We start from the raw sequence: 19756 nt of genomic DNA on the forward strand, positions 1-19756 counted from the left end.
CCTGCCATGACCATCACCAAAAAACTCTCCCGCACCGAGATGGCCCAGCGCGTGGCCGCCGACATCCAGGAAGGCGCGTACGTCAACCTCGGTATCGGCGCACCGACCCTGGTGGCCAACTACCTGGGCGACAAGGAAGTGTTCCTGCACAGCGAAAACGGCCTGCTGGGCATGGGCCCGAGCCCGGCCCCGGGCGAGGAGGACGACGACCTGATCAACGCTGGCAAGCAGCACGTGACCCTGCTCACGGGGGGCGCCTTCTTCCACCACGCCGACTCGTTCTCGATGATGCGCGGCGGCCACCTGGACATCGCTGTGCTGGGTGCCTTCCAGGTATCGGTCAAGGGCGACCTGGCCAACTGGCACACCGGCGCCGAAGGCTCGATTCCCGCCGTAGGCGGCGCGATGGACCTGGCCACCGGCGCGCGCCAGGTGTTCGTGATGATGGACCACCTGACCAAGACCGGCGAAAGCAAGATCGTCCCCGAATGCACCTACCCGCTGACCGGTATCGCCTGCGTCAGCCGCATCTATACCGACCTGGCGGTGCTGGAAGTCACGGCCGAGGGCCTGAAAGTCATCGAGATCTGCGCCGATATCGACTTCGACGAGCTGCAGAAGCTCAGCGGTGTACCGCTGATCAAGTGATTCGCTGAACGTGCAGGCCACGAAAAATCCGGTGCCCGGTAACAGGCATCGGATTTTTTATTGGGAAACCTTAGGGGGACACTGCGGCAAAGCCACCGGCATGCCACCAGGCGCTGTCGATCAAAGCGCCTGGCCGTCGTCCTCGATATCTTCCTCCGCCTCTGCGGCGTCGGTCGCGTCGGCATCGTTCAAGGGTGGCGAAGACGGCTTCTCGGGGTCGTTGATGAAGGGCACGCCGCTTGGGCCGTGCTCTTCCAGTCCTTCGGTCTTGGGCTGCATGGGAAATCCTCCGGGTGATGGGCGTTGGAGGCGGGGCCGGGAGGTGTCGTTCAAAAATTCGTGGGCGATGCAGGCGTTGCAAGGGACTTGATCGTTCACCGATGGCCGAAAAACCCTACAGGCCTCGGACCGTTTCCGACTTTCATGTAGGCAATTTCCCAAGCATACTTTTCCGCCTTCTCAGTCGTTGCGCTCCTGGGCATTTGCTGCCTACGCTTCGCCGGTCGCTGCGATCCAGCGACACAGACTTCGCGGTCTGTTGGCGAAAGGTGCTTCGATAGCGCCATCCAGATAGCAGGCGCTTTTTTTGCGCCTGCCGTTTGTCCAATGGCGGCTGTGCGTGGGAGACCCTCGGGTCTGCCGGGTTCCTTTTGCCTCGGTCCGCGAACCCGCGTACAGCTGCCACCCTTCGTTTCGCGGCGAGGGCTGGCAGTTTGGCCGCAGAAGGAGATGCACCATGAAAAAACTCGTACCCGATCCCCCTCGCCTCACTACCGTCCATACCCAGTTCAGCGCCTGCAACAACAGCCACAAACCGCTGTTCGCGGTCTGTGATGGCGTCGATATCGAGGATGCGCTGGTGCATCTGTCGATGACCCTGAAATCGGCAGCCGAAACCAACACCCAGGTTTGCGAACAGACCGAACGGTCGCTGGGCGGGCTGGCCTGGGCAACCTATCACTCATTGGAGATTTCACAGGCGTTGGTGGAGTCATTACTGAGTGGGTTGGCACAGCAGAGAGCAAGTGGCTGACAGCCGATGCGAGGGCCGCGTATGCGGCCCTTCAAACAGGATCGAAGACAAAATATATCGGTCCTCCCTTTTTCCTTGTCCCCCTTTCCACTTTTACCCCGCCCTGGCAAAACGATCAGTTTCTTCCTGCCGTCGACACCTATAATTCGAAATGGCCGTCAACGAAATGGATATCACCGCAGGAGACACCATGAAGCAGGCATATATGACCGCCTTCGTCATCTTGTCACTGAGCCCGGCAGCTTTCGCATTTGACTCCAACGAAGTACCGCGTGAAACATCGTTACAACGGGCCATTATCGAGCCCGCGATGGTGCAGCAGGCCATCGAGCTGGAGAACCGAATCTCCGCACAGGCTGATACCGCCGCGCCCAGCGGCGAGTCGCCAGTGGTCGTTCTCAAGGGCAGCAGCAAGGTCATCATCACCGCTCCCCACGCCACGGAACCTTTCCGAGAGGGCAAGTATCGGTTCTCCGATGGCGCCGGCACTGCAGCATTGGCGCAAATGCTGAATCGAACTACCTGCGCGACGGTCATCTATACGCAGTACCGCACGCCATCCGATCCCAACTATTACGATGACAACGAGTTTAAAGACCAACTGGCAGAACTGATCGGCAGCCATCGTCCAGCACTCGTATTGGATATCCACGGAAGCAGTGATTTCAGGCCCTACGATGTCGATATCGGCACCATGAATGGCAAATCGTTATTGGGCAATCAGGCCCTTCTGGTTGATCTTGTTGAACATCTGCGCCAGGAGGGAATGACCAACCTCTCGAATAATTACTTCGCTGCAGAAAAGAACCAGACAATTACCCGCTTTGCCTCGAGCAAGCAGGTCCCGACCCTGCAGTTGGAAATCAGCAGCACCCTGCTGCGCCCTTTCCGAAGGTGGAGTGATGGCCCACCGTTTCGCTCAGTTGTTGCAGGGCCTCACACGATACGTTCGAGGTGTAACCAACAACCCGACAGGTCAATGTGGGCCTACTGCATAAGCGAGCTTGCGCGCGATTGCGGTAGTGACTTCACCGCCGCTATCGCTGGCAAGCCAGCTGTCATAGAACAAAACATAACTCTTTCCAGGGACTTTGTGGGAGCGGGTTTACCCGCGATTGCTATGGTGAACTCACTACCGCAATCGCGGGTGAACCCGCTCCCACAAGGTACGCGTCGTGCTTTGGAAACTGTTCTCTGCGCGACAGCGCAGCCTGAAAGGCTGGGCGGACTCCCACAGTTTCCGCACTGCAGCCAGATCGTCGGCGGCAAGCTGCTGTCGCTGCTGGCCCGGGTTGCGGCGCATATATCCCGGGCTCTACTTTTTCTTCTTCGCGAGGCCCTTCATCCGTAGCGCCGCCTTTTGCACCGCGGCCATCTTCTCCGGCCTTTTCATCCCGCGCCATTTGCGGATTTCTTCCCTGGTCCGCCCGCAACTGACGCACATCTCGCTGTTCAGCTGACAGAGCGATACACAAGGGTTTTCAACATCTTTTGCCATGTTCCAGCCTGAGCGATCGTTAATTTAAGCGTAATGATCCGCGAACCATCTTGATTGATGCCTTTCCTCCTCCCCTCGTATGTTGACCTCCACGAAAGCGGACCCGTGGAGTCACCCAATGACAACAAGACCCTCCCCCCCACCGCAGTGGTCGCGCCGGCGCACCGAGAAGCAGCGGCGGCTCGATCAGCTACGCCACCTCGCAGATGGCGCGGTGATACCCGGTGAACGAATCGTCGAAGCCCTGGAACTGTTGATCGCCCCCGGTGATCGGGTGGTGCTCGAAGGCAACAACCAGAAACAGGCCGATTTCCTCTCTCGCTCGCTGGCCAAGGCCGACCCCGGCAAGCTGCACGACCTGCACATGATCATGCCCAGCGTCAGCCGCGCCGAGCATCTGGACCTGTTCGAACAGGGCATCGCCCGCAAGCTCGATTTCTCCTTCGCCGGCCCGCAAAGCCTGCGCATCGGCCAGTTGCTCGAAGACGGCCGCCTGGAGGTCGGCGCCATCCATACCTACATCGAACTGTACTCGCGCCTGCTGGTGGACCTGATCCCCAACGTGGCCCTGGTGGCCGGCTTCATGGCCGACCGCGAGGGCAACATCTATACCGGCCCGAGCACCGAGGATACCCCGGCGCTGGTCGAACCGACCGCCTTCAGCGACGGCATCGTGATCGTCCAGGTCAACCAGTTGGTCGACGATGTCCGCGACCTGCCCCGGGTCGATATCCCGGCGTCCTGGGTCGATTTCGTAGTGGTCGCCGACAGGCCGTTCTACATCGAGCCGCTGTTCACCCGCGACCCGCGCCATATCAAGCCGGTCCATGTGCTGATGGCGATGATGGCGATCCGCGGGATCTACGAGAAGCACAACGTGCAGTCGCTCAACCATGGCATCGGTTTCAACACCGCCGCGATCGAGCTGATCCTGCCGACCTATGGCGAGTCCCTCGGCCTCAAGGGCAGGATCTGCCGCAACTGGACGCTCAACCCGCACCCGACGCTGATCCCGGCGATCGAGTCCGGCTGGGTCGAGAGCGTGCATTGCTTCGGCACCGAGCTGGGCATGGAAGACTACATCGCGCAGCGCCCGGACGTGTTCTTCACCGGGCGCGATGGCTCGATGCGCTCCAACCGCATGATGTGCCAACTGGCCGGCCAGTATGCCGTCGACCTGTTCATCGGCGCCACCCTGCAGGTAGATGGCGACGGGCACTCCTCGACCGTTACCCGCGGCCGCCTGGCCGGCTTCGGCGGCGCGCCGAACATGGGCCACGACCCACGCGGCCGGCGCCACGCGACCCCGGCCTGGCTGGACATGACCGAGCCAGTGACCCTGCTGGAACGGGGCCGCAAGCTGGTGGTGCAGATGGTCGAGACTTTCCAGGAAGGCGGCAAGCCCACCTTCGTCGAGACCCTGGATGCCGTGGACGTGGCCAGGAAAGCCGGCATGCCCCTGGCGCCGGTGATGATCTACGGCAACGACGTGACCCACCTGCTCACCGAGGAAGGCATCGCCTATCTGTACAAGGCACGCAGCCTCGAAGAACGCCAGGCGATGATCGCCGCGGTCGCCGGGGTCACGGCCATCGGCCTGCGCCACGATCCGAAAAACACCCAGCGCATGCGCCGCGAAGGCCTGATCGCACTGCCCGAGGACCTCGGCATCCAGCGCACCCAGGCCAGTCGCACCTTGCTCGCGGCCAAGAGCATCGCCGAACTGGTGGAGTGGTCCGGCGGACTGTACAACCCGCCCGCACGTTTCAGGAGCTGGTAAATGAGCGTATCGACACTGATTCACGCCCCGCTTCCGCTCGCCCACTGGCTGGCCGATGCCGCCGTGGACGCCCTGATCGACGAGGCCGACCTGTCGCCCAAACCGGCACTGGTGGACCGCCGCGGCACGGGTGCCCATCACGATCTGCACCTTGGCCTGATGCACGCCTCGGCCCTGGCGCTCTGGCCATGCTTCAAGGAAATGGCGGAGGCTGCACTGGCCCTGGGCGAAGTCGGCCTGCCGCTGCGCGAAGCGCTCGGGCGCATTGGCCGTGAAGGTGAACGCGCGATGTTGGCGACCACCGGCGGCGTCAACACTCACCGCGGCGCGATCTGGGCCCTGGGCCTGCTGGTCGCCGCCCGTGCGCTCGGCGAGCCAGGCGAAGACGCCAGTGCAGTCGCCGCGCGCGCCGGACGCATCGCCCTGATCGACGACCGCTTCGCGCCAAGGCAGCCGGACAGCCACGGCCTTCAGGTGCAACGTCGCTACGGTGCACGCGGCGCCCGGGAACAAGCGCAATCGGGCTTCCCGGCGGTACTCGGCCATGGCTTGCCACAGCTGCGGGCCAGCCGCAGCCGCGGCGCGGGCGAGCAGAATGCGCGCCTCGACGCTCTGCTGGCGATCATGGCCACCCTCGACGACACCTGCGTGCTCTGGCGCGCCGGCCCGCAGGGCTTGCACGCCATGCAGCAAGGCGCCCGGGCCATCCTCGATGCCGGCGGCAGCGCCAGCCTTGCCGGGCGCCGCCGCCTGCGCGAACTGGACACCAGCCTGCTGGCCCTCAACGCCTCGCCAGGCGGCGCCGCAGACTTGCTGGCGGCCTGCCTGTTCCTCGATAACGCCGGGAGCCTCTGACCATGGAAACCCTGTCTTTCACCTTTCCCGCCGGCGAGCCTGGCGCAGGCCGTGCCCTGGTGGGCTGCGTCGGTTCCGGCGATCTGGAAGTGCTGCTCGAACCCGGCGCCCACGGTGTGCTGGCGATCACCGTGGTCACCTCGGTCAACGGCAGTGCGCCACGCTGGGAGCAGCTGTTCCAGCGCCTGTTCACCGAGCAGTTACCGCCGGCCATGAACATCGACATCCACGATTTCGGCGCTACCCCGGGTGTGGTGCGCCTGCGCCTGGAACAAGGCTTCGAGGAGATTGCCCATGACTGACGTCGCCCGCTTGCTCAACAGCCGCAGCTTCGTCGAACTCGGCGCCCGCGAGCGTGCCCGGGCGCTGCTCGATGCCGACAGCATGCGCGAACTGCTCGGGCCGTTCGATCGCCTGATGTCGCCCTGGCTGCCCGGCCAGGGCATCGTGCCCCAGGCCGACGATGGCGTGGTCATCGCCAAGGGCACCCTGGACGGCCGGCCGCTGCTGGTGGCCGCCATCGAAGGCGCCTTCCAGGGCGGCAGCATGGGCGAGGTCGGCGGTGCCAAGATCGCCGGCGCCCTTGAACTGGCGGTCGAGGACAACCGCAAGGGCATCCCCACCGCCGCGGTACTGCTGCTGGAAACCGGTGGCGTACGCCTGCAGGAAGCCAACCTGGGCCTGGCGGCCATCGCCGAGATCCAGGCGGCGATCGTCGAGCTGCGTCAGTTCCAGCCGGTTATCGGCCTGGTCGCCGGTGCCGTCGGTTGCTTTGGCGGCATGTCCATTGCCGCCGGGCTGTGCAGTCACCTGATCGTTACCCGCGAAGCGCGCCTCGGCCTCAATGGCCCGCAGGTGATCGAACAGGAAGCGGGCATCGACGAATACGACTCCCGCGACCGGCCCTTCATCTGGAGCCTCACCGGCGGCGAACAACGGCATGCCTGCGCACTGGCAGACAGCTACATCGCGGACGATGTCGAACAGTTGCGTACGGCGCTGGCAAGGGCCCTCGCCGCCGGCGAACCCGCCCTGCCCCGTAGCCGGCGCCATGCCGATTTCCTTGCCCTGCTGAACAAGCTCGGGGCGGACTGCGAACAACTGGACGCGCGCCGCGTGCGCGCCATCTACCAGGGAGAACTGCAATGAGCCGAGGATACCAGTGGCTGCGCGCATTGGCCGCCGGGCAGGAACTGCCGGGCTTTCCCGCCTCGGTGAAAGTCATCGATGGCGAACTGGCGAACCGCCCCGCGCGCTACCTGGCGGTGGTACCGGACGCACGCAATCCGTTCCCCCGTGCCCGCCAGGGCGAGGTCGGCCTGCTCGAAGGCTGGGGCCTGGCCAAGGCCATAGACGAAGCCATCGAGGCCGACCTTGGCGCTACCCCGCGGGTGCTGGTGGCGGTGGTCGATGTACCGAGCCAGGCCTATGGCCGGCGCGAAGAGGCGCTGGGTATCCACCAGGCGCTGGCCGGCGCGGTGGATGCCTATGCCCGCGCCCGGCTCGCCGGTCACCCGGTGATTGCCCTGCTGGTCGGCAAGGCGATGTCGGGGGCCTTCCTGGCCCACGGTTACCAGGCCCAGCGCCTGATCGCCCTGGACGACGACGGCGTGATGGTGCATGCCATGGGCAAGGCCGCCGCCGCGCGCATCACCTTGCGCAGCGTCGAGGAACTCGAAGCCCTGGCCGCCAGCGTCCCACCCATGGCCTACGACATCGCCAGCTATGCCTCGCTGGGGCTGTTGTGGGAGCGGGTCAAGGTCGAGCGCATCGAGCAGCCCGGCGCGGCGGATACAGCCAGGGTCAACGAGGTGCTGGCCCGCGCGGTGCTGGACATCGGCACGAGCACCGACCTGCGCGGCCGCCTCGGCGCGCCGAACCGGGCGATGTCGTCGCGGGTGCGCGAGCGCTTGCGGGCCCAGTGGTAACTCGGATGAACAGCACGTTTCGCGCACACGATCTGCTGTGGGGCATGCCTCCCGCGCAACTGCCCGAAGATGCCCCGGACTGGGCGCGCCAGGTGCTGGGCGCTGGCCTGCCGGTGGTGGTGCGCCGGGCCAGCGGCGAGGCGGGTTCGGTGCCGGTCGGCGTGCGCGGCGACCAGCGCGCGCGGCGCCTGGCGGCCTGGATGGCGACGGCGGCGGTGCGCTGCCGGCGCCGCCCCGAGGACCTGCGCCTGAACGGCCCGGCGGACCTGCCAGCGCTGGTTGCCCTGCACCAGGTAACACCGATCCTGGACAGCACCGGCCTCGACTGGGGCCCTACCGGTGGCGTCGCCTACCAGTTGGCGACCGGGCTGACGGTGTTGCACGCCGACAGTGATCTCGACCTGCTGCTGCGTACACCGACGCCCATCAGCCGTGGCGAAGCCCGAAGCCTGGGCCAGGCCTTGAAGGCCATGGCCTGCCGCATCGACCTGCAACTGGAAACGCCCAACGGCGCCGTGGCCCTGACCGAGTGGGCCACGGACAGCACGAGGGTGCTGCTCAAGCACCGCGACGGCGCCCGCCTGGTCAGCGATCCCTGGCACCTGGCGGAGCAGCCGGCATGAGCAGCCTGTTCGCCTTTCCCGGCCAGGGCGCGCAACGCGCCGGAATGCTCCAAGGCCTGGTGCAGGACGCCTCGGGCCGGGCTTGCCTGGAAGAAGCCGGCGATGTGCTCGGCGAATCCCTGCTGGGCCTCGACAGCCGCGAGGCACTGGCCTCCACTCGCGCCGTGCAACTGTGCCTGCTGGTGGCCGGCGTTGCAGCCGCGCGCGGGCTGCTGCAACGCAACCCGCCACCGGACTACGTTGCCGGGCTGTCCATCGGTGCCTACCCGGCAGCGGTGATCGCCGGCGCCCTGGACTACGCCGACGCGGTGCGCCTGGTGGCCCTGCGCGGCGAGTTGATGCAACGCGCCTACCCCGCTGGCTACGGCATGACGGCCTTGATCGGCCTGGACCAGGGCAGCGTCGAACGACTGATCGAGACCGAGCGCGAGCCGCTGTTCCTGGCCAACATCAATGCCGAGCAACAGTTCGTGATCGCCGGCAATGACCAGGCCATGCAACGGCTCGCCCAACGAGCGCTGGCCATGGGCGCTCGCGCGGCCAGGCGCCTGGCCATGAGCGTGCCGTCCCATTGCCCGTTGCTGGAATCGCCGGCCAGGGAACTGGCACAGGCCTTCGCCGCGGTCCCCCTGCGCCGCCCCGGCATCAGGTTCCTGAGCAGCAACAGCGCCAGGCCGGTACTCACCGCCGAGGCCCTGCGCGACGACCTGGCCTTCAACATGTGCCGCCGCGTCGACTGGGCGGCGACCGTCCGCACCGCCTGGGAACGGGGCGTGCGCCTGCTGGTGGAGATGCCACCCGGCGCCGTGCTCAGCGGCCTGGCCCGGCCTGTGTTCAACCCCGGAACCGTGATCGCCTGCCAGGACGCCCGAGCGGATACCCTGGATGCGCTGCTGCGCAGGGAGGCAGATACCTCCTTGTCATGATCGCAGGTGCGGGTTTTGTGCTAGCCATTAGATCTGCAGTGCTCTTCAGATCGAGCGCCGCCCGCGCGGCACATCGCCGGCAACGCCGGCTCCCACATTTGTTGCAACGTACCTATGTCTGTAAGGCCGTAGTGATCGCCCCGTTATTACGACGCGATACCGCGTCGTACCCAACAGTGATCTCACAGGCCATGGCGCGTTGCAACCTGTGGGAGCCGGCGTTGCCGGCGATGCGCCGCGCGGGCGGCGCTCGATCTCAAGGGCGCCAGAAAAGCCATGCCAAGCACCTGTCAGCCCTGACGCAATCTCCTGACGAACCTTCTCACCCTTCTTCTCGCCTCCGGCTATACATACGGCACTCGGCAACCAGCGCCAGCAGGTTCGGGTCCCGTTCACGACTCTTCAGGAACACCACGCCTATATGTTGCTGCAGGCGATAGCGCGGCTGCAGCGGGATCAGCTTGACGCGGTTTTCATAGACCGCCGAGATCCGCCCCGGCAGCAAGGCATAGCCCACCCCGGAACTGACCATGCTGAGCAAGGTGAAGATGTCGTTCACCTGCATGGCCACGTTGGGCTCGAACCCGGCCTGCTCGAACACCCGCACCCCATCGCGGTAGGTCGCGAAGCCCTGGGCCAGGGTAATGAAGGTCGAGGCAGCGAGATCGGCCAGGTCCACCTCGGCTTCCTGGGCAAAGGGCGAGTCGGTGGGCACGGCCAGGAAGATATCGTCGGAGAACAACGGCAGCTGTTCGCAGGCCGGGTCGCTGGTGCTTTCGTCCAGGGAAACCAGGATGGCGTCCAGTTCGAAGTTTTTCAGGCGATACATCAGGTCGACGTTGGAGCCCAGGATCAGGTCGATATTCAGCTCGCTGCGCCGCAGCTTCAGGCCCATGACCAGTTGCGGCACGGTCTTCACCGTCAGCGAATACAAGGCGCCGAGCTTGAAACGCTCGGACGAGAAGCCGGCGGCCTCACGCGTCAGACGCACCATTTCACCGGCGTCCTGGATCAGCTTGCGGGCCTTTTCCTCCAGCACATAGGCGCTTTCCAGCGGCGTAAGCTTGCGCCCTTCATGCTTGAACAGCGGGCAGCGCAAAGCGTTCTCCAGCGAATGGATGGCCCTGTGCACGCTGACACTGCTGGTCTCCAGCTCGCTGGCGGCGCGGGCAAGGTTGCCGTTGTGCATGAACGAGAGAAAGATTTCCAGCTTTTTGAGGGTCAGCTCTTCGTCGATTTGCATACTCGGGTCCAGGCAGGAAGGGGCTGCCCGTGAGCATATAGGAACGCCGCAGCGCATGCCGGCAGAGGTGAGGTGGCGACCCGTGGCCGCCACCTGCGCAGGGCCTACATCCAGCCCGGCATCACGAACAGCAGCCAGGCCAGCAACGGCCCGAAGGCCACCACCAACCCGCTGTAGACAAGGAAGCGACGGAACAAGGCTTCGCGCTCTTCCTTCGCCGCCGAAGCCACCACCAGCGCGCCATTGGTGGAGAACGGGCTGACATCCACCACCGTGGAAGACACCGCCAGCGCACAGATGACACCGGCCGCGCCGAGATGGCCCTGCATCAGGAAGGGAACCGCCAGCGGGATGGTTGCCCCCAGTACCGCCGCCGACGACGCGAACGCAGAGACGATGCCCCCGACATAGCAGACCAGCAGCGCACCCAGCAGCGGAATGCCGATGGCACTGACGCCGTGGCCGACGAAATCGACCGCACCCGCCTTCTGCAGCACGGCGACATAGGTCACCACGCCGCTGATCAGCAGCACCGTGGACCAACTGATGCCGTCCACCGCGCCCTTCTGCGCCGACGGCGAAACGATCGCGATAGCGACGGCAACGGTGATCGCCACCAGGCCGACGTTCAGGTCGTACGCCAGCGCGGCGATGCCCAGCCCCAGAAGGCCGACCAGTGTGATCAGGTGATCGCGATTGATCTGCAGCTCACTCAGCGCCTGCGGATCATTGGACAGGGTGCCGCCACCGGCACTGACCAACGCACCGTGGCCCTCGATGGCGAACTCCCGCGACGACGCCTGCACACCGGCGAGCAACGGCTCCTCGACCACGGCACGCCCACGGCGCAGCAAGGCGATGCCGCCAAAGGCGAAGAAGCAGATGAACGCCATCAGCACGTTGAAGCCGAGACTGGTAAGGAACACGGCCATCTCCGTAACGTCCAGCCCGGCCTTCTGCACCACCTGGTTGGTGATGCCGCCATACACGCTGATCGGCGAGAACCCGCCCGCCTGCGCACCGTGGATCACCAGCAGGCCCATCATCAACGGATTGATCTCGTACTGCTTGGCAAAACGCAGCGCAACCGGGCCGATGATCGCAACCGCAGCCGGCCCCAGCGCCCCGAAAGCCGTGAGCACGGCCGTCACGATGAACATCACCCAGGGAATGGCCACGATATGGCCTCGTACCGCCTTCACCGCCCAATGCACCAACAGGTCGATGGTGCCGTTCTTCTGGGCGATGGCGAACAGATAGGTAATCCCGACCAGGGTCAGGAACAGATCGGCGGGGAACCCGGCCAGAACCTCCTTGCCCCCCATGCCGACCCACACGCCGCCAACGATGAACGCCAGGGTAAAGCCGACTGCGCCCATATTGATCGGCAGCGCCGTGGCCACGATGAACATCACCACCAGACCGATGATCGTTGCAATTTCAGGGCTCATACGGCCTCCCGAGGCAGCAGGTTCGTTTCATCGGACAGCAATCCGCCGTCCAGCCTGATGAAACCGGCCCGGGAACAAAAGGCAGTTAGGGCTACACCGTAGATGATCATTGTTTTTACCCTCGTTGATTCGTCGAAGTTATTGTTCTTGTGCTTCGGTAATCGGTAGTGCTATCGGCTGCGGTTCACCTCCTGGCGCAGCAGAAAATACAGGGGATCCAGGCGCGAGGACACGCCGGATCGTCCCAGCGCGGCGGCGGCACCACCGCGGCGGAGGGGAGCGTGTTGTTGGCATTGGAAACTCCACGAAATCCGCTTTCGTGAAGGCACATTAGAAGTGCAGGCCGCAGGGCATCAATCAAGGGAAGAGGTGCTTTGTTACGGTTAGGGTAATGATTGGCTTTTGTGCCGTGCCTTGTGACCAGGAAGAGCATCGATCGAACCAGTGAGAGAGGACGGTTCCCCTGTGACGACGGCAGTGAACTCACTGACGTTATCGAAGGTGAACCGCCTCTGCCGGTTATGTCTGAATCAAGAAATTATGCGCTGTTCCCAGTCACGAGGGCTGTTCACACCGGTATGGTCACCGGCGACTCCGCTACGGCCAGGGACAGCAATGCCTTTGAGATCCTCATGTTCAACACCGCGTTGCTGAGCATTTCCCTATGCCGGGCATCAGGAGGATCGGGAAGGTAGGCGGTCTGGAGAATGGCCCTGTTGAGATGGTCGGCCGCGCGCTTGATGGCTTCCTCATGGGAAAGGCCGGGACCGACACAGAGAGCCGGCGGTGGGTCGGGAACAAGTTTCTTCATGGTGTGTTTCCTCATTTCATCGAATGAATTCGCCACTGGACTCGCTGCTAAACGAATGTATGGTGGCGACTGTGCGTGGGTTAGCAGACCGGTGAAATGAGAAAACCCGGCGCACCCGAAGGTGCCCACACGCACAGCCGCCATAAACAGGTTGCTGGTGGTTTCATCATTTCGACGGACTGCTAATCCGTATCGTCGATGTGCGACGACCGGCGAAGACTAGGCAGGGTTTCCGCAGGACGCAACCAACAGGCGGGGGTCGGGAGTATGCTTGGGAAATTGCCTACAAGAAAGTCGGAAGCAGTGGAAGTTTTGACGCTAAATGCGACAGCTTTGGGACAAAGGGCTATGGGTTGCGAGACGTGATGCAGTTCACTTAACCGAGAAAAATAGATCTGACCTTTTCCAGCGGCACGGGCATGATCACTTCAAGGACCAATAAAAAAAGTAAAAATAGTAAAAAAGGGACTAGTAAAAAGGGACAGATTTATTTTCTACATCGACGCCGCTCGCCTAACCGAGAAAAATAAATCTGTCCCCTTTTCCAATCTCAGGAGAGATGACATCAACAATCACTGAATAAATCATGGAACAGGCCTTATAGTTTTATCTTTGGGATCACCACTCAACACCTTCCAAAAATTCTTACCACTTTCAACATGAATTGCAGTAATAGCACCATCAGAATTAGTCCCTACGAATCCATATTTCGCATCACCACGGGACGAATTACCCAAACTGAACGTAGCCGATTCGCGGTTCACCTTTATATAGATACTGAACTTTTCCCCATTTTGCATAATATCCTTACCCACCTGGGGACGGAAAAGGAGACGAAAAGGGGACCACGAAAAGGGGACCGAAAAGCGAAAAGGGGACAGATTTATTTTCTACCTGACGCCACTCGTCTAGCCGAAAAAAATAAATCCGTCCCCTTTTCCGTCCCTTTTCCAAGTCCCCGTTACCCGGCCTCCTTCCCCCACGCTGGACCTCACGCGACCGTCACTCTATCTCCATTCACCGATTCAAAGATCGCACCTACTACACCGGCCTGCTCGAATCGCCTTTTCACCTCACCGCTAACAACTAGCGCTCCCAAATAATTCTTCAGTCTGAAAATATGCTTACCTCCAACTCTTGAGCCATCGATAACAAGATTGTAGAAAGCACGATAGCAACCAGCCAAATCAGGCCTAACAGGATCCTCAGCTGTATAAACCTCAAATTTCGACTTAGTCTCATCAACGCAGTCAGCCTGACTTTCCACTATCATTATATAGTAGCTGCCAGAAGTTTTCTTTCCTTCAATAACAACAGACTCAAACACCACATTCTTATATGGTTCATCAACCTCAGGCAAACCTACCAACGAGTCCTTGGCCTTCCTGCTCAACACCGGAGCGCTCGCGTACCCTGCAAGGGTATAATCTAATTCCACGCCATCAAATCGCACATCAAGGACATACGCAGCTGGCTCCATGAAGCTGTCTAGAGGATCACTAAACTTCCAATTATCAACATGACGTATATCACCAAGAATCCATTTATCCAATACAGCCAAATCCTGCCTGAGCAAGTAGTAATCCATCTTCAACTCTTTGCTAGCCATTTATTAACTTGGCTCCGAATTATAAAAGAAGCACAGTTTATTTTTATCAACGCAGCTCACCTAGCCGAGAAAGCGCCCCCTTTTCAAATTTTTCCTGAAAAATAAATCCGCCCCTCCCACGCCCCTTCTTTCGTTAGAAAATTTACTCCACAGGTGTAAAAACATGTACACCTAAATTCAAATCAGGGAACTGGGCAGGTAGAATTCTTGAAGAAAGTCCCCCCTTAAGCATCTTCAATAGAAACTCAGCACACCCAAAATCATAAACCTCTTCCTCCCCTTGATCTGAACTATGTATAGCAATCTTCCAAGACTCAGGCTTTCCATCAACCAGCCACACAAAAGTTTCGCCATTGTCAGTCACACCCCAAGGAAGGAAAGAGCCTTGAGCTGGGTATTCGGGCCTTGGATAGTCAGATAAAAAATCTTTCTGCAGAAGAGCATATGCCTCTATGAAATATTTGCTTTTCTCAAAATTCAAATTTGAGTTTTTTGACAACGGATCCAGCAGCCATAAAAAGCCATCAATTGATCCACTTCCATACAAAGAAATGAGCTCCTTAAAATCACTAGGCAAATGGATCTTCCAGTCCGCTTCGAAAAGCGCCCAAGCAGAATGATCAAAAATCCGCTGCGCAGGAGGGGGAAGAATATCAGTCAACTGTTTGACAATCATTATCTTGCTCCATTTATATTGGGGATTGACACATCAAGGGTTAATCCAGACGATCCACGAGCAGATAACGTTACACCTGTGGGAATAGGATTGGTACCGGTGTATATGGGAATTGCCCTGAAGGAAAAGGGGACAGATTTATTTTCTACCTGATGCCACTCGTCTAGCCGAAAAAATAAATCCGTCCCCTTTTCCGCCGGAAAAAATAAATCTGTCCCCTTTCCTCTCTTTTCCGTCGCACCCTTTCCTTACCTAGTTATTCATTAGACAATGTCCACCATCGGCAAAAGACATCAGGCTCAAATATTACTTTAGCCTCTGAAATAGAACCACGAATATCAAATACAACACGAAGCCCTGCCTCCGATGCCTCTCGAAAAATCTCAATAGACCTTACACTTTCCGATGAAACAACTGCAAACTCATGCGTAGCCACCTTTAAAGCAACCTGAAACGACCCCATAACACCACTAAACGATACATCAACTTCCAATTCACTATTTTCTGATTTTTTTATATAGCGACAGAGAGCCAAGCTCGAATCCACTTCAACGGGCTCAATTCCAAACGCCTCTAAAAAATCATTTTCATCGGGAGATTTCATTGCAACTCCCTCAACGCGTCGGTATGACCGCGCTCAGTTTACGAACTCCATCCTAGGAAGACAGAAAAGGGGACAGATTTATTTTATACGTCGATGCAGCCCGCTTAGCGGAGAAAAATAAATCTGTCCCGTTTTCCGTCCTTTTATATAGTCGTTCAAATAGCTATCTATGGGCTTTGCTGTTCCAAGAACATGAAGTTCACCAGACTGCCTATCAATTAAAAACGGGGCATTCCCTGCGAGCTGAGTTGACAGCTCACCTGTTTCCAAAAACTCCTTTGATTGGTAGCAGAAATACCACCCCTCGGAAAATTCTCCCTCACATGTAATTTGCAAAGGAACTTCGGAGCCCTTTAGATATTCCTTCGCCAGCTCCAAGGCATACGCATAAGTGACCATCAATTTGTCCTCGGACAAAAAAGGGGACAGCTTTTCCTGTACTACTCACACCTCAGACAATTACCTCCTTTAAAAATTTAATGCCCCCTCATCTCGCACAACATAAATATCTTCATACTGAAAAGAAAGCAAAAAATTAGAACTTATCCTTCCAGACAAAAACCTCAAAAAAACCCTTATTTCATCATAACTATCCCCAAGCGTTCCTATAGGACAATGAAAAACACCTCTAATCCCTACTAACCAGAATACATTAGCGCCTTCGGCGACAACCTCATCCACCTCACCGCTCCCACGAAAAACAAAATAGGTATTAAATAAGCCTAAACATCCCGTTAGCACTTCATCATCACTACAAACTTCAGCGCCAAAGTCCAAAAAAACAGAACAAATATCCCTGATTGAGACACCCACCTCCACCTCAAGACTCATAGACACTGTCATTTCACCACCTCAATAACCTTAAATTCCCTGCCCTTCAACAAATAACAAAAAAGGGGATAGATTTATTTCCTACCTGATGCCGCTCGTCTAGCCGAAAAATAAATCTGTCCCCTTTTTCTAGCAGGAAAAATAAATCTGTCCCCTTTTCCGGTCCCCTTTTCCGCTTTTCCGTCATCACAACATCGGAGCGAAGCCCGGTGTCGATTCTTCAATCACCAACACTAAATCTAATTTGAGCGCCATCAGGCAAGTCTTTAATCTGAACAGCTAAATCGGCCCTGAGCCTCATACCTTCAACCGCATCAATCAGATGCAAGTTATCGAGCGTAAACTCCCCCCCCAGTACAAACGGCGTCTTAGGCACAAGACGCTTTCCAACAGGGAGTTGGCCATTCTGTTTTTGCCACTGATGTGCTAATGGGTAACCTGTGAGAAATTCATAATCACGAAGGAGTGTTTGCGCCCATTGCTCAATGGTGTCAGCCAGATATTCCAAGGAGCCGAGTTCCGGATCAAACGTGTAAATCCTATTGCCCTTAATACAGAACTGCCCGCCGAATACATCCTCGGCAAAAAATAGGCATCCGTCTGCAAGGCCGTTGTACCGACTGCGCCACAGGGCATTCTCATTCCAATCAGAGATACCGAGCTCGTGCTGGCTGGAGCGTGCTGGAAATACATGCAATGCGCTTTCCAGAGCGTAAAAGCCATTGCGCTGACGCAGCATCCCCAAAATTTGGTCAGCCAACGCTCCTGCACATTCAAGCAGTCGCCCTTGAATCTCCGGCTCACCCTCGCCCAACGATGAACTGGCGTTCAGTAACAATTTTTCCAAGCTGCTCATATTCTAATCCACCACATCTATACGAACCTTCGTACCATTCGGCAACCCTCGACATTGAGCACCAATACAGGCACCTGCACAACGGTTGTCGCCAGGGTCAATATGCCTTACAGAAGCACCCTTGCCACCTTCCTGGAACATAGCCGGTGGGTACTCGTCGCGATCCAGGCCTGGTTTGATTTCAACACCTCGCAAAGAATCTCGTCTACGTGACGCTGCATTCGCACGATCAATGGTGAGAATATCGGGCTTCCCAGCGTCAATAGCATCCTCGATGTGCCGTGCTGACTCAAAAAAGGGACAAAAAAGGGGGACAGATTTATTTTCTACCCGATGTCATTTGTCTAGCAGAAAAATAAATCTGTCCCCTTTTCGCGGTCCCCTTTTCCGTTGGCCTTGATTTTAGATTGACTAATGGGCGCCCTCTTCGTCTTTCTGAAAGCCCAAACGCTTTACAACTTCATCTTTAAATTCCTCCACAGCCCTAACATCCAGATTATTTCTCGTACACTTAGAAAGAGCAGGCATCAGATAGTAGACCATCAACTCCACATCTGCGTTTTACTCTGGAATATAATAGACAAGCTCTTTTAACAAGACTCTGGCAGGCATGATGGATGCCAGAGCCTCGTACGCGCGCCCTGCAGCAAATGGAACCTTCCCAAGGTAGTAGTTAGCCAACCTCCGCTGCTCGCTGCGCCCCCAAGAACGATGAGGAATAAGCACGAATGCTTCGCTGTATTCCTCTGAGCTTATGGGATACCTATTTATCAGCCATTCCGCCGCTTGCTCGGAAGTCATTCCAGAAATCATCAAACACTCTACCCTCTGCTTCTCATTCATTACTGACCTCAAAGCGAGTTAAAAAGATTTCTTGGCAGCCCCGCATTCTCACTCATACTACTAGGCGGCCTATAGTGACCAGAGTTGTTAGTCCACTGAACTATTGAACCACGACTCGGGAAAAGGGGACAGATTTATTTTCCACCCGATGTCATTCGTCTAGCAGAAAAAATAAATCTGTCCCCTTTTCCGTCCCCAAGACAATACCGCTGCTCATTTTACCTTCAATAATCTTCCTACTCGCCGCTATAGATCTCCTCAAAAAATCCAAGTCCGTCAAAGACGCAGAAAAATCAACAATAAACTATATCAGGAACCCTCTTGCCCCCTTGATAGCAAACCCTCAACACCAAGAACCGCGACATTATTATTCTCGCAGTAATCAAGCAACTTTAATCCATCGCTAACATTAAACAAAGGAACGCCACCCCACAGAAGCGTAGGAGTAATTGGCAAATCCTGAACGATCACTTCAACTGTCTTCAATCCCATGGCGCAACCCACCCAGGGTCATTCTTATTGGAAACTTGCACAATAGCTCCAGTAGAGCAAAAAGGGGGGACAGATTTATTTTCCACCCGATGTCATTCGTCTAGCAGAAAAATATATCTGTCCCCTTTCCTGGTCCCCTTTCCCGAGCAGCTAAGAAGAAAAGCTAATGCAGATCAAGGAACACCGGCGCAAGGCCGGTGCCGGGAGAATGCTATCACTGTGTAGTCAACTCAACTCAATTGATTTCAGCTGCCCCTCGCCATCGCACAAAATAATGACCGTACCGTACGGACAATCTAGAGTTATTATCTTGTCTTTGTACTCTTCATCAACCATTCCGGACACCTTACGAGCAGGGCTGTCAAATCTAATCTCTACAAAATAGCCCTCCCCATTAGCTTGACTTGGCAAGGCATCTTTGTTGCCTTGCTCAGACAAAATTCTTTGAATTTCCTCAATATGAATTGACGCCATAAGCCCTCCGCGAACTCAAGGCAACGGGACAAAATCGCCTTTGCCTAATAAGTTTTTAACTTGGTTAGATCTAATTGGACCAACGGAAATAATTTTCATCTCGTCTCTTGGCACAGTAATTCTAATCAGCTTCCCTTCAACCTCTTGAATTACATTGATATGCCCTGTCCTTGCGTCCATAAACCGAGTAGCGCCGGGGTTGTTGGCAAGTTTCTGCAAAGCATCGGCATCAAGCTTTCCTGCAAGCTGACCCATTCGAGGATCGTTGAGCTGGCCAAATACAGCAAAAAGGGGACAGATTTATTTTATACGTCGATACAGCCCGCTTAGCGGAGAAAAATAAATCTGTCCCCTTTCCCGTTCCCTCCGACTTGCTGAGGCTGATTGCACAAAGACGTGTAGGCAACAGGCCTGGACGTATCGAGCCTCGGGCTATAAAGCGAAGACGTCAGGCTTACCCCTTGCTGACCAAACCACGTCGAGCAGCATGGGCTGAAGTCTGGAAATATGGACATCCGAATCATGTTAAGTAAGTGCCACTCAAATCTGTCCCCTTTTCCGCCCGTCCCGTTTTC

The 19756-nt window shown here is 57.9% G+C and carries 24 protein-coding genes and 1 pseudogene; 11 read left to right on the top strand and 14 right to left on the bottom strand.

Translation table 11 applies throughout. The features are described from left to right. Nucleotides 1-6: 6 nt before the first annotated feature. Nucleotides 7-648: a 3-oxoacid CoA-transferase subunit B gene (locus ACPFMA_RS17795; protein WP_279898994.1), complete on the top strand. Its 642-nt coding sequence runs from the start codon at nt 7-9 to the stop codon at nt 646-648. 120 nt (nt 649-768) lie between these two features. Here ACPFMA_RS17795 and ACPFMA_RS17800 read toward each other — a convergent pair whose 3' ends face one another. Continuing rightward, complete coding sequence (locus tag ACPFMA_RS17800; protein WP_167654036.1) at nt 769-927, bottom strand: hypothetical protein; 159 nt, start codon at nt 925-927, stop codon at nt 769-771. A gap of 457 nt (nt 928-1384) precedes the next feature. Between ACPFMA_RS17800 and ACPFMA_RS17805 the strand changes: the two genes are divergently transcribed. Both ACPFMA_RS17805 and ACPFMA_RS17810 read left to right on the top strand, forming a co-directional pair. After that, a complete protein-coding gene (locus ACPFMA_RS17805) occupies nt 1385-1681 on the top strand; it encodes a DUF3077 domain-containing protein (RefSeq protein WP_064302931.1) in 297 nt (98 codons plus the stop codon). 190 nt (nt 1682-1871) lie between these two features. Beyond that, nucleotides 1872-3032, top strand: coding sequence for a hypothetical protein (locus tag ACPFMA_RS17810; protein ID WP_425928360.1), 1161 nt, complete (start codon nt 1872-1874; stop codon nt 3030-3032). On the opposite strand, the gene ACPFMA_RS17815 is transcribed toward ACPFMA_RS17810, so the two are convergent. After that, nucleotides 2997-3179, bottom strand: a complete 183-nt coding sequence (locus ACPFMA_RS17815) for a DUF1289 domain-containing protein (protein WP_420058434.1) — start codon at nt 3177-3179, stop codon at nt 2997-2999. The two genes, ACPFMA_RS17810 and ACPFMA_RS17815, sit on opposite strands and share 36 nt — an antisense overlap. Before the next feature lie 118 nt (nt 3180-3297). Between ACPFMA_RS17815 and mdcA the strand changes: the two genes are divergently transcribed. The 7 genes from mdcA to mdcH are packed head-to-tail and all read left to right on the top strand — an operon-like array spanning nt 3298 to nt 9291. Further along, nucleotides 3298-4959 (top strand): malonate decarboxylase subunit alpha, encoded by a 1662-nt coding sequence (mdcA, locus tag ACPFMA_RS17820; RefSeq protein ID WP_425928361.1) that lies wholly within the window; start codon nt 3298-3300, stop codon nt 4957-4959. Continuing rightward, nucleotides 4960-5814, top strand: a complete 855-nt coding sequence (locus tag ACPFMA_RS17825) for a triphosphoribosyl-dephospho-CoA synthase (RefSeq protein WP_425928363.1) — start codon at nt 4960-4962, stop codon at nt 5812-5814. 2 nt (nt 5815-5816) lie between these two features. Continuing rightward, the gene (locus ACPFMA_RS17830; protein WP_009401959.1) at nt 5817-6116 is read left to right on the top strand and encodes a malonate decarboxylase subunit delta; all 300 of its coding nucleotides are present in this window, start codon (nt 5817-5819) and stop codon (nt 6114-6116) included. Continuing rightward, the gene (locus tag ACPFMA_RS17835; protein WP_420058437.1) at nt 6109-6963 is read left to right on the top strand and encodes a biotin-independent malonate decarboxylase subunit beta; all 855 of its coding nucleotides are present in this window, start codon (nt 6109-6111) and stop codon (nt 6961-6963) included. Before ACPFMA_RS17830 ends, ACPFMA_RS17835 begins: the two co-directional genes overlap by 8 nt. Next, nucleotides 6960-7742 (top strand): biotin-independent malonate decarboxylase subunit gamma, encoded by a 783-nt coding sequence (gene mdcE / locus ACPFMA_RS17840; RefSeq protein WP_009401963.1) that lies wholly within the window; start codon nt 6960-6962, stop codon nt 7740-7742. Before ACPFMA_RS17835 ends, mdcE begins: the two co-directional genes overlap by 4 nt. Nucleotides 7743-7747: 5 nt before the next feature. Then, the gene (locus ACPFMA_RS17845) at nt 7748-8365 is read left to right on the top strand and encodes a malonate decarboxylase holo-ACP synthase (protein WP_425928364.1); all 618 of its coding nucleotides are present in this window, start codon (nt 7748-7750) and stop codon (nt 8363-8365) included. Further along, complete coding sequence (gene mdcH / locus ACPFMA_RS17850) at nt 8362-9291, top strand: malonate decarboxylase subunit epsilon (protein ID WP_425928365.1); 930 nt, start codon at nt 8362-8364, stop codon at nt 9289-9291. Before ACPFMA_RS17845 ends, mdcH begins: the two co-directional genes overlap by 4 nt. Before the next feature lie 322 nt (nt 9292-9613). Here the strand turns inward: mdcH and ACPFMA_RS17855 are convergent, their stop codons facing one another. The 12 genes from ACPFMA_RS17855 to ACPFMA_RS17910 all read right to left on the bottom strand — a co-directional run bounded on the left by ACPFMA_RS17855 (nt 9614) and on the right by ACPFMA_RS17910 (nt 19436). After that, nucleotides 9614-10534, bottom strand: a complete 921-nt coding sequence (locus ACPFMA_RS17855) for a LysR family transcriptional regulator (protein ID WP_425928366.1) — start codon at nt 10532-10534, stop codon at nt 9614-9616. Between the two features lie 104 nt (nt 10535-10638). Then, nucleotides 10639-11985, bottom strand: a complete 1347-nt coding sequence (locus ACPFMA_RS17860; RefSeq protein ID WP_009398922.1) for an SLC13 family permease — start codon at nt 11983-11985, stop codon at nt 10639-10641. A gap of 568 nt (nt 11986-12553) precedes the next feature. Then, nucleotides 12554-12796, bottom strand: coding sequence for a hypothetical protein (locus tag ACPFMA_RS17865; protein ID WP_425928367.1), 243 nt, complete (start codon nt 12794-12796; stop codon nt 12554-12556). Nucleotides 12797-13787: 991 nt separating this feature from the next. Beyond that, a complete protein-coding gene (locus ACPFMA_RS17870; RefSeq protein WP_425928368.1) occupies nt 13788-14384 on the bottom strand; it encodes an imm11 family protein in 597 nt (198 codons plus the stop codon). Nucleotides 14385-14547: 163 nt separating this feature from the next. After that, nucleotides 14548-15081 (bottom strand): SMI1/KNR4 family protein, encoded by a 534-nt coding sequence (locus tag ACPFMA_RS17875; RefSeq protein ID WP_425928369.1) that lies wholly within the window; start codon nt 15079-15081, stop codon nt 14548-14550. Nucleotides 15082-15337: 256 nt separating this feature from the next. Next, nucleotides 15338-15685: a hypothetical protein gene (locus ACPFMA_RS17880; RefSeq protein WP_425928370.1), complete on the bottom strand. Its 348-nt coding sequence runs from the start codon at nt 15683-15685 to the stop codon at nt 15338-15340. 78 nt (nt 15686-15763) lie between these two features. After that, nucleotides 15764-16084: a YrhB domain-containing protein gene (locus ACPFMA_RS17885; protein WP_425928372.1), complete on the bottom strand. Its 321-nt coding sequence runs from the start codon at nt 16082-16084 to the stop codon at nt 15764-15766. 69 nt (nt 16085-16153) lie between these two features. Next, a complete protein-coding gene (locus tag ACPFMA_RS17890; RefSeq protein ID WP_425928373.1) occupies nt 16154-16528 on the bottom strand; it encodes a hypothetical protein in 375 nt (124 codons plus the stop codon). Nucleotides 16529-16736: 208 nt separating this feature from the next. Further along, complete coding sequence (locus ACPFMA_RS17895; protein ID WP_425928375.1) at nt 16737-17372, bottom strand: SMI1/KNR4 family protein; 636 nt, start codon at nt 17370-17372, stop codon at nt 16737-16739. A 3-nt stretch (nt 17373-17375) separates the two neighbouring features. Beyond that, nucleotides 17376-17567, bottom strand: a complete 192-nt coding sequence (locus ACPFMA_RS17900; protein ID WP_425928376.1) for a NucA/NucB deoxyribonuclease domain-containing protein — start codon at nt 17565-17567, stop codon at nt 17376-17378. 1365 nt (nt 17568-18932) lie between these two features. Further along, on the bottom strand, nt 18933-19181 hold the full coding sequence (locus tag ACPFMA_RS17905) for a hypothetical protein (RefSeq protein WP_425928377.1): 249 nt from the start codon (nt 19179-19181) through the stop codon (nt 18933-18935). Nucleotides 19182-19196: 15 nt separating this feature from the next. Continuing rightward, entirely contained in the window at nt 19197-19436 is a 240-nt protein-coding gene (locus ACPFMA_RS17910; protein WP_425928378.1) for a hypothetical protein, read from the bottom strand. Between the two features lie 110 nt (nt 19437-19546). Here ACPFMA_RS17910 and ACPFMA_RS17915 point away from each other — a divergent pair. Beyond that, nucleotides 19547-19714 (top strand): annotated as a pseudogene (locus tag ACPFMA_RS17915) (IS4 family transposase); the annotation flags it as partial. Between the last annotated feature and the right edge of the window lie 42 nt (nt 19715-19756).

The sequence above is a fragment of the Pseudomonas sp. NyZ201 genome (assembly GCF_049860765.1).
GTDB classification, from domain to species: domain Bacteria; phylum Pseudomonadota; class Gammaproteobacteria; order Pseudomonadales; family Pseudomonadaceae; genus Aquipseudomonas; species Aquipseudomonas bharatica.

What these genes read in the sequence shown, in the direction of transcription:
- ACPFMA_RS17795 (WP_279898994.1), top strand. Translation starts at nt 7, where the DNA reads ATGACCATCACCAAAAAACTCTCCCGCACCGAGATGGCCCAGCGCGTG.
- ACPFMA_RS17800 (WP_167654036.1), bottom strand. Translation starts at nt 927, where the DNA reads ATGCAGCCCAAGACCGAAGGACTGGAAGAGCACGGCCCAAGCGGCGTG.
- ACPFMA_RS17805 (WP_064302931.1), top strand. Translation starts at nt 1,385, where the DNA reads ATGAAAAAACTCGTACCCGATCCCCCTCGCCTCACTACCGTCCATACC.
- ACPFMA_RS17810 (WP_425928360.1), top strand. Translation starts at nt 1,872, where the DNA reads ATGAAGCAGGCATATATGACCGCCTTCGTCATCTTGTCACTGAGCCCG.
- ACPFMA_RS17815 (WP_420058434.1), bottom strand. Translation starts at nt 3,179, where the DNA reads ATGGCAAAAGATGTTGAAAACCCTTGTGTATCGCTCTGTCAGCTGAAC.
- mdcA (WP_425928361.1), top strand. Translation starts at nt 3,298, where the DNA reads ATGACAACAAGACCCTCCCCCCCACCGCAGTGGTCGCGCCGGCGCACC.
- ACPFMA_RS17825 (WP_425928363.1), top strand. Translation starts at nt 4,960, where the DNA reads ATGAGCGTATCGACACTGATTCACGCCCCGCTTCCGCTCGCCCACTGG.
- ACPFMA_RS17830 (WP_009401959.1), top strand. Translation starts at nt 5,817, where the DNA reads ATGGAAACCCTGTCTTTCACCTTTCCCGCCGGCGAGCCTGGCGCAGGC.
- ACPFMA_RS17835 (WP_420058437.1), top strand. Translation starts at nt 6,109, where the DNA reads ATGACTGACGTCGCCCGCTTGCTCAACAGCCGCAGCTTCGTCGAACTC.
- mdcE (WP_009401963.1), top strand. Translation starts at nt 6,960, where the DNA reads ATGAGCCGAGGATACCAGTGGCTGCGCGCATTGGCCGCCGGGCAGGAA.
- ACPFMA_RS17845 (WP_425928364.1), top strand. Translation starts at nt 7,748, where the DNA reads ATGAACAGCACGTTTCGCGCACACGATCTGCTGTGGGGCATGCCTCCC.
- mdcH (WP_425928365.1), top strand. Translation starts at nt 8,362, where the DNA reads ATGAGCAGCCTGTTCGCCTTTCCCGGCCAGGGCGCGCAACGCGCCGGA.
- ACPFMA_RS17855 (WP_425928366.1), bottom strand. Translation starts at nt 10,534, where the DNA reads ATGCAAATCGACGAAGAGCTGACCCTCAAAAAGCTGGAAATCTTTCTC.
- ACPFMA_RS17860 (WP_009398922.1), bottom strand. Translation starts at nt 11,985, where the DNA reads ATGAGCCCTGAAATTGCAACGATCATCGGTCTGGTGGTGATGTTCATC.
- ACPFMA_RS17865 (WP_425928367.1), bottom strand. Translation starts at nt 12,796, where the DNA reads ATGAAGAAACTTGTTCCCGACCCACCGCCGGCTCTCTGTGTCGGTCCC.
- ACPFMA_RS17870 (WP_425928368.1), bottom strand. Translation starts at nt 14,384, where the DNA reads ATGGATTACTACTTGCTCAGGCAGGATTTGGCTGTATTGGATAAATGG.
- ACPFMA_RS17875 (WP_425928369.1), bottom strand. Translation starts at nt 15,081, where the DNA reads ATGATTGTCAAACAGTTGACTGATATTCTTCCCCCTCCTGCGCAGCGG.
- ACPFMA_RS17880 (WP_425928370.1), bottom strand. Translation starts at nt 15,685, where the DNA reads ATGAAATCTCCCGATGAAAATGATTTTTTAGAGGCGTTTGGAATTGAG.
- ACPFMA_RS17885 (WP_425928372.1), bottom strand. Translation starts at nt 16,084, where the DNA reads ATGGTCACTTATGCGTATGCCTTGGAGCTGGCGAAGGAATATCTAAAG.
- ACPFMA_RS17890 (WP_425928373.1), bottom strand. Translation starts at nt 16,528, where the DNA reads ATGACAGTGTCTATGAGTCTTGAGGTGGAGGTGGGTGTCTCAATCAGG.
- ACPFMA_RS17895 (WP_425928375.1), bottom strand. Translation starts at nt 17,372, where the DNA reads ATGAGCAGCTTGGAAAAATTGTTACTGAACGCCAGTTCATCGTTGGGC.
- ACPFMA_RS17905 (WP_425928377.1), bottom strand. Translation starts at nt 19,181, where the DNA reads ATGGCGTCAATTCATATTGAGGAAATTCAAAGAATTTTGTCTGAGCAA.
- ACPFMA_RS17910 (WP_425928378.1), bottom strand. Translation starts at nt 19,436, where the DNA reads ATGGGTCAGCTTGCAGGAAAGCTTGATGCCGATGCTTTGCAGAAACTT.